This window comes from Chryseobacterium sp. SSA4.19, assembly GCF_022601875.1.
Taxonomy (GTDB): Bacteria; Bacteroidota; Bacteroidia; order Flavobacteriales; family Weeksellaceae; genus Chryseobacterium.
In genome coordinates, this window is record NZ_JAKVIP010000003.1 from 60,951 (window position 1) to 69,073 (window position 8,123).

At 44.3% G+C, this 8,123-nt stretch carries 4 protein-coding genes; all 4 read right to left on the reverse strand.

What is annotated here, in order from left to right; genetic code table 11:
- Positions 1-176: 176 nt before the first annotated feature.
- The gene (locus tag MKJ01_RS02775) at positions 177-875 is read right to left on the reverse strand and encodes an L-ribulose-5-phosphate 4-epimerase (RefSeq protein ID WP_241611620.1); all 699 of its coding nucleotides are present in this window, start codon (positions 873-875) and stop codon (positions 177-179) included.
- Positions 872-2,587: a ribulokinase gene (locus tag MKJ01_RS02780; protein ID WP_241611618.1), complete on the reverse strand. Its 1,716-nt coding sequence runs from the start codon at positions 2,585-2,587 to the stop codon at positions 872-874. Before MKJ01_RS02780 ends, MKJ01_RS02775 begins: the two co-directional genes overlap by 4 nt.
- Before the next feature lie 160 nt (positions 2,588-2,747).
- Positions 2,748-4,730 (reverse strand): alpha-L-arabinofuranosidase C-terminal domain-containing protein, encoded by a 1,983-nt coding sequence (locus tag MKJ01_RS02785; protein ID WP_241611617.1) that lies wholly within the window; start codon positions 4,728-4,730, stop codon positions 2,748-2,750.
- A 68-nt stretch (positions 4,731-4,798) separates the two neighbouring features.
- Positions 4,799-7,435: a glycoside hydrolase family 3 C-terminal domain-containing protein gene (locus MKJ01_RS02790; RefSeq protein WP_241611616.1), complete on the reverse strand. Its 2,637-nt coding sequence runs from the start codon at positions 7,433-7,435 to the stop codon at positions 4,799-4,801.
- Positions 7,436-8,123: the final 688 nt, after the last annotated feature.

Consider the following 8,123-nt stretch of genomic DNA (forward strand, 5'->3'; position numbering starts at 1 on the left):
TTTTAATGCTGTTTCTTATAAACCTAACGGTTTTTTGGAAACCCGTTAGGTTTATAAGATTATTTTATGTTGAACCTTTTGGATTCGTTTTTCGTCAGACCTCATAGGTTTTAAAAACCTATGAGGTTTATATTTTAAAAGCAGTCAGAAGCTAAAAGCCAACAGCCAGCCGCTTTTTACTGTCCGTAATAAGCATCCTTCCCGTGCTTCCTTTCGTAATGTTTTTTAATTAAAGAATCCTTTAACCGAAGCGCGTCCGGATTGATCTGTCTTGTAAGGTAAGCCATTTCCGCAATGGTTTCCAGCACTTTGCTGTTATAAACCGCTTTTTCTGCATTTTTTCCCCAGGTAAACGGACCATGATTTCCGATCAGGACCATTTCCACTTCGTGCGGTAAGAGGTTTTTCTCTTTGAAACAGTCGAGGATCTGGATGCCGGTGTTGTATTCGTAGTTGCCCTCGATCAGGCTGTCGTCCATTGGAGGTGCACACGGAATATCGGATGTCAGGTGATCCGCATGGGTAGTCCCGAAAATCGGGATGTCCATCTGCGCCTGGGCCCAGGCCACAGAATAAATGGCATGGGTATGGGAAATCCCACCGATGTTTTCCCAGTTTTTATACAGGTACGCGTGGGTTTTGGTATCGGAAGACGGTCTCAGTTTGCCTTCAATGACATTCGCATCAAAATCAAGGATGACCATATCTTCCGGTTTCAGATCCGCGTACGGAACGCCGCTTGGCTTGATGGCGAAAATGCCTTCATTACGGTCGACGGCACTTACGTTTCCGAATGTATAAACCACCAGTTTTAAAGCATTGAGCTGCATATTGGCTTCGTAACATTCCCGTTGAAGTTCTTTATATTTATTCATGTTGTTTGGTTTTTAGCCCTGTTAAGGTTAAGAACCTTAACAGGGCTCTTAATTACGCTTTCCGTAAAATCGGCAAGCTGCTGGTATTGCTGCATCAGTCGGGCATACTGCTGAACCAGTTCCGGCTGCGGATGATATTCTGCCTCGAAATCGGAACCCATTTTCTGACTTGCTTCCTGAACAGTCGGGTAAATTCCCGCAGCAACGGCAGCATAGATGGCAGCCCCCAATGCCGGAGCCTGGTCTGAAGCCGCAACAATAATCGGCATATCCAGCACATTGGCCAAAGTCTGCATAATGAACGGCGATTTTCTGGCAACGCCTCCGATCCCGATCACTTTTTCGATTTTTACACCTTCTTCCTCAAAACGGTCGACGATTTTTTTCGATCCGAAGCAAATGGCGTTTACTAGGGCTTTGAAAATATGCGGGGCTTTGGTTCCCAGGGAAAAATGGCTGATAGCGGCTTTCAGTTCCTGGTTAGCATCCGGGGTTCTTCTTCCGTTAACCCAATCAAGGGCTATCGGTAAAGCTTCATCGGCCGGAATTTTTTCCGCTTCCAGGGTTAGATTTTTAATCAAATTGTTTTCAAACTCTTCTTTAAGCTGCGCTTTCTGTTGCGGGGAAATGATCTCGGAATGTTGCAGCATATTGTTCATCGGCCACATCAGAATGTCGCGGAACCATGCCAGTACGTCTCCGAAGGCAGATTGTCCCGCTTCGAGCCCGGCCATTCCCGGGATCACGGATCCGTCTACCTGGCCGCAGATTCCTTTTACGGTTTTGTCACCAATGATTTCGTTGGGAGCGACCATAATGTCGCAGGTAGAAGTTCCCATGATTCTGATCAGGGTGTTCTCCTCCACTTTGGCACCTACGGCACCGGAATGGGCATCGAAAGTTCCGACGGCAATGACGGTAGAAGTCGTTAAGCCTAAGCGCTGCGCCCATTCTTCGTTAAGGTGGCCGGCGATTTCGTTAGAAGTATACGTTTTATCATATAACCGTTCTTTCAGTTCTCCCAAAGACGGGTCGAGCCTGTTGAGGAAATCTTCGGAAGGCAGTCCGCCCCAGCTTTCATGCCACATGGCTTTGTGTCCGGCTGCGCAACGGCTTCTCTTGAATGTTTTGAGATCTGTATGATCCGACAACAGGAAGGTAATGTAATCGCAGTGTTCCATCCAGCTATGCGCTGCATTTTTCACGTCTTCATCTGCCCTGTTGATGTGCAGAATTTTGGCCCAGAACCATTCGGAGGAGTAGATGCCACCTTCAAAACGGGTGTAATCTTCCCCACCCCAGGTTTTCGCAAGCGTATTGATTTCTTCGGCCTCACGGATGGCAGTATGGTCTTTCCAGAGCACCATCATGGCATTCGGATTTTCTTCAAAGCCCGGCGTTAAGGAAAGAGCTATTCCCTCCTGAGTTACAGGCAGCGGAGATGATCCGGTGGTATCGATGCAGATGCTGACGATTTCTTCCGGCTGTACCCCGCTTTGCTGAACTACTTCGGTGATGGTTTTTTCCAACCCTTCGATATGGTCTGAAGGATGCTGCCGGAACCTGTTTTTTTCAGGACTGCAGAAAAGGCCTTCTTTCCAGCGTTGGTAATAGCTTACGGAGGAAGCCAGTTCCGCTCCGTTTTCGGTATCGATGAGGACTGCCCGGACAGAATCGGTTCCGTAGTCTAATCCTATAACATATTTTTTCATTAACGTAATGCTTGATTTTTGATAACCTTTTTAAAAAATCGGTCTGAACTTCTTTATAGCTTTTCCATTCCAGAGATTTAAACAAATATAAGATTCTTTTCAATTAAATGTAATAAATACACTTAATTTTTATTTATTATTGATTATCAGATATTTAAAATTAGTTTATTATTAAAATAACCAGAGATTGTGCAGGAATTTCCAAAACCATTTTCCCTTTTTTGAGACGTACCGTTTCTTCTCTGGGCTGAATGGGTTCATTTTCAAAGCTGTTCTCGGTAGAAAGCTGCGGGGCTGTCAGGGTAATTTTGGTCAACGTGCTACCCAGTTTTATGTTTGCCGGGTTGATGGTCACCGATTTGCTTCCGGCATCCGTATTGACTATTTTGATGATGGTTTCTTTGGTCTTTGCATCTTTTACGGCGGTAGCATACAGCTGGTTCTGCCCTGTTACCGGTTTTCCGTTACCGGTAATTTTCAGGACTTCCGTTCCTTTGTTATTGGAAAAAAGTTTCTGGACGTAATAATTAGGCGTTGCGTAAGACTTCAGGTTATTGAACCAGATCAGGTCCGGCGTCCATTGCCATCCTTCTGCGTGGGCGAAAAGCGGTGCATAAGACGTCATGGTCACCACATCTGCATTGCGTTCGAGTCCGGTCATGAAAGCGGCTTCAGAAAGTGCGGTAAGCCAATTGTTTTTATTGTCAGGCTTTACAACGCCAACCGATTGCGCTGCATATTCACCGGCAAAGACTTTAGGTCCGGAACGGTCGTATGTATCATATCTTCCGGCATTTTTCATAAACCATTCCGGGGAATTGTAGTAGTGCTCATCCACGATCTGGGCATTAAGCTTTTTCAGTTCCTTCCATCCGTAATCAAAAAATTCGCCATCGGGAGACGGTCCGCTTCCGGAGACGATTTTAATATCCGGATATTTGGAGTGAATGGCTTTTTCAAAAACTTTATAACGTTCGATATAGTCTGCTCCCCATTGTTCGTTTCCGACCCCGATGAATTTCATATTAAAAGGTTGCGGATGACCCATTTCAGCACGGATTTTCCCCCATTTCGTATGAGAATCGCCGTTGGCAAATTCTATCAGATCCAAAGCGTCCTGAACATACGGATCCAAATCTTCCATTTTTACGAGTTCGGCAGTATTAAACTGACAGGCCATTCCACAGCTTAAAATCGGAAGCGGTTCTGCACCCAGATCCTCTGCCAATTGGAAATATTCAAAAAAGCCAAGACCGAAAGACTGCCAGTAATCCGGGGTGAGACGATGCGCAAATCCGTTGCTCCATTTATTGATCAGGTTTTCCCTGTTTTCCACTTTACCAATTGTTTTTTTCCATTGGTACCGTTCTGCCAATGTTCTCCCTTCTACGATACAGCCGCCCGGAAAACGTAAAAATCCCGGCTGTAAATCATATAATTTCTGCACCAAATCTTTTCTTAATCCCCCTTTTCTTCCCTTCCAGGTATCCTGGGGAAACAATGAGATCATATCCATATTCACAATGCCCTTCCCGGTAAATGTGATTTGGAGCTTTGCTTTTTCAATGGTTTTGGAAGGATTGAAAACCGCATTGTATTTTTGCCATCCCCCACCTTTTATGATGGTGGAAACTGAAGAAACCACCATCCCTTTTTCGTCGACAAGACTTATGTTGATGGCAGAAATGTTTCCCGAAACGTTTTCCAAATTAAAACTTAAGTCATATTTTTCACCCTTATGCAGCCCGATTCCTCTGAATCCCTCATTTTCCAGCAGATAGTTTTTGTCGTTCCTAACCGTAATTCTTGCGTAATTTTTATTAGGTTTAGACTTATCGGTTATGATTGTCAAAAACCCGGAATCCAAGTTTGGAGACAATGTTTTCGTGTTGGGTTGCTTCCATCCGGTCAGCGGTTCGTCGAACTCGAAGCTGCGGTTTTTGATCAGTTCAGCATACAATCCGCCGTCTGCTGCAAAGTTGATATCCTCAAAGAAAATCCCGTACATCGTCGGCTGGATCTTAATTCCGGTAGACGCGCCGTTTAGATCCAGGGTATAGTTGGGTTTGCTTTGGGACTGCCCGGAAAAGAAAGTAACCGTCAGAAAGACAGCGGCGGTTGAGATGATATTTTTTGTTTTCATTAAAGTCTTTTTATCAAGCTAAACCTTATAGGTTTTAGAAACCTATGAGGTTTGATAAGAGTTAATCATTATTTTACTTTGAGCGGCAGGCTTTTTAATCCTGAATCAGCAGAGGTTCCGCCGTACAGGATGGTATAATCTCCTGGTTTGGAAACCAAGTCATCCGCTTTTTCGTCATAGAACATGAACGAATCCGGAGACAGGGTGAGCCGGACAGTTTTAGAGGTTTTGGACGGTATAGCTACCCTTTGGAATGCCCTGAGTGTTTTTACCGGAGCCAACGGATCATTGTTCCGTTTGATGTAGACCTCAACGACTTCTTCACCGTTTTTTCCGGACGTATTGGTTACCGGAACTGAAAGGGTTACGCTTTCATTCGTACCGATGGTATTTTTGCTCAGGGTAGCATTTCCATAAGAAAAGCTGGCATAGCTGAGCCCGTGCCCAAACGGATACAATGGTTGTTCTTTCATATAACGGTAGGTCCTTCCCTGCATGTCGTAGTTTTCGAACCCTTCATGCTTGCCGGTTTTGGACAGAGCGTTATCCAGCTGTGCGATATTTTTATAGAAAGTAATTGGAAGCTTTCCGGACGGGTTGTAATCCCCGGAAAGTACGTCTGCTACAGCTGCACCACTGGACTGGCCGCCGTACCAGGCGTTCAATAGGGCATCATAATTTTTTTCATCCTGCTCCAATCCGAGAGCACTTCCGGTACAAAGAACAAAAACAACGGGTTTTCCGGTTTTTCTTAGTTCGGCTAAAAGTTCGCGCTGCACTTTCGGAAGCTCGATATTGGTTTTGTCACCGCCTTTGAAACCTTCTGCATTCACCATCATTTCCTCTCCTTCCAGGCTTGGAGAAAGTCCGCCGGCAAAAATGATGACTTCCGCATCTTTCACTTTTTCCTTTACGGCAGTGAAATTCACAGGATCTTTTCTGTACACGTCAAATGTGATGCTCACATATTTGCCGATCTGCCTATGTTGAAGTTCAATGTTATATTCTTTTCCTTTTTCCATTTTCACAGGGAATTCCGAAGGATGCCTTGCATCGGGACCTTTCCGGGTTGCCACTTCTTTGCCATCCACAAAGAGCTTATACACATCCGAAGTGGATGCTGAAAAAATCACATCGCCCGTGTAGGTACTTTTAAAAATCCCTGAAATTTTTGCAGCGGTATTTTCCCTGCCGACATTCGGGGCAAGCTGGGTACCGCCGAAGCTGTTGTAGCTGATCCCGGTTTTATTAACAGAAATATTGGCCGGTGACCCTTTAAATTCATTGTTGTTGAAAAATTCCACCTTCATTCCTTTTTCCCCTTTTTCCTGGCTTAAAAAATTCTGATACAGTGAAGTTCTGGAAGACGGGTCCGTAACTTCACTTCCTTTTTCGTAAATGACTTCCGCATTAGGAAATTTGTTCCTGATTCCGTCTAAAATGGTTACGATAGAAGAAGGCGTTCCATTGTAATTCCCGAGCTGCATCAGTCCGTCATCGGCATTCGGTCCTAACACGGCGATTTTTTTGATGTTTTTGTTTAAAGGCAAAACATTCTTATCGTTTTTCATGAGAACTATTGATTTTTGAGCCATTTTCAGGGCCTGCTGCTTATGTTCTTCGGAATCGACTACTGTGTACGGGATGCTGTTCCAGTGAACGGAAGATTTCGGGTCGAGCATACCTAATTCAAACCAGCCTTTCAGAATTCTGCGCATAGAAGCATCGATATCTTTCTCGGTGATGAGACCGCTGGCAAGGGATTTATTAAGATTATTATAAGTATCTCCGCATTCGAGGTCGGTAGAATGTTTCAGTGCATCTGCGGCGGTCGATTTTTCGTCCGGGTGGGTTCCGTGGTATTTTTTCTGGTAGAAATCGGCGAGTGCCCAACAGTCGGACACGACCATTCCGTCGTATTTCCATTTTCCGCGCAGGATGTCGCTCACCAGGAAATCATTGGCGCAGCAGGGCTGTCCGTCGAAAGCATTATAGGCACACATCACTTCCCTTACATTTCCTTCGATCACCAAAGCCTTAAAAGCCGGAAGATAGGTTTCGTAAAGATCGCGGTGTGAAATTTCAGCGTTGTAGGAATGCCGGTTCCATTCCGGGCCGCTGTGTACGGCAAAATGTTTGGCACAGGCGTGGGTTTTGAAATAGTCGGGATCATTTCCCTGCAATCCCTTTACCGCTGCTACACCCAGGCTTGCTGTCAGGAACGGGTCTTCTCCGTAGGTTTCCTGGCCTCTTCCCCATCGCGGGTCGCGGAAAATATTGATGTTGGGTGTCCAGAACGTGAGTCCTTCGTAACGGCCCGTTTTCCCTGCTTCGTCAAAAGACCTGTTGTATTTGGCTCTGGCTTCGTCAGAAATCATTTCAAAGGTTTTCAAGTGTTCCGGAACATCCCAGCTTGCCGCCAGCCCAATAGCCTGTGGAAAAACGGTCGCCGTTCCCGCTCTTGCCACCCCATGCAGGGCCTCGTTCCACCAGCCGTATGCGGGAATACCGAGCCTTGATACAGCCTTGGAATTATCCATCATCATGCCTATTTTTTCATCTACCGTAAGCAGTCCGAGGAGGTTTTCAATCCGCTGTTCTACTGGAAGTTTGGTATTTCGGAACGGTTCCGTTTTGGTAGTTTGTGCAAACAAAACTGAGGCTGTACTTGTGAGAATACCGATGGCTGATATTATTTTTTTCATAGGGTCATTTTGAATGGTAATTTTATCTGTAAAATCATCAGAACATACACATTTGTCAAGATTAAATACTTTTTGATGAGAGAAAGACAAAGATAAGATTCTATTTTAAATAAATGTACAATTGACACTTAATTTTCATTCATCATAACAGAAATAGTGGTATTTATATTACTGCCTAATCATCTCGGTTTTCATTACATGCTTTTTATAATACGATATGTTGTAGTTCCTTTAATTCTGCCAAATCATTCTTCTACGCTCTGCGAGTCGTTACAATTTATTATCTTCGTGATACAACACAACTTTTTTTTCTGAGAAGAAGTTTTCCATCCTGTTGTGAATTGCTTTCATTTAATCGTATCTTCGTGATACAACACAACAACAAACTTCGTAGGTTTGGTTCAATTGGCGTTGTGAATTGCTTTCATTTAATCGTATCTTCGTGATACAACACAACTTAACGATGCACAGTTTACAGATGCCGTTCGTTGTGAATTGCTTTCATTTAATCGTATCTTCGTGATACAACACAACTCAGGTATGGTAGTGCTTCCTGGCCCAGCTGTTGTGAATTGCTTTCATTTAATCGTATCTTCGTGATACAACACAACTGGGATCATCAAGAGAGTTCCCATACAATCGTTGTGAATTGCTTTCATTTAATCGTATCTTCGTGATACAACACAAC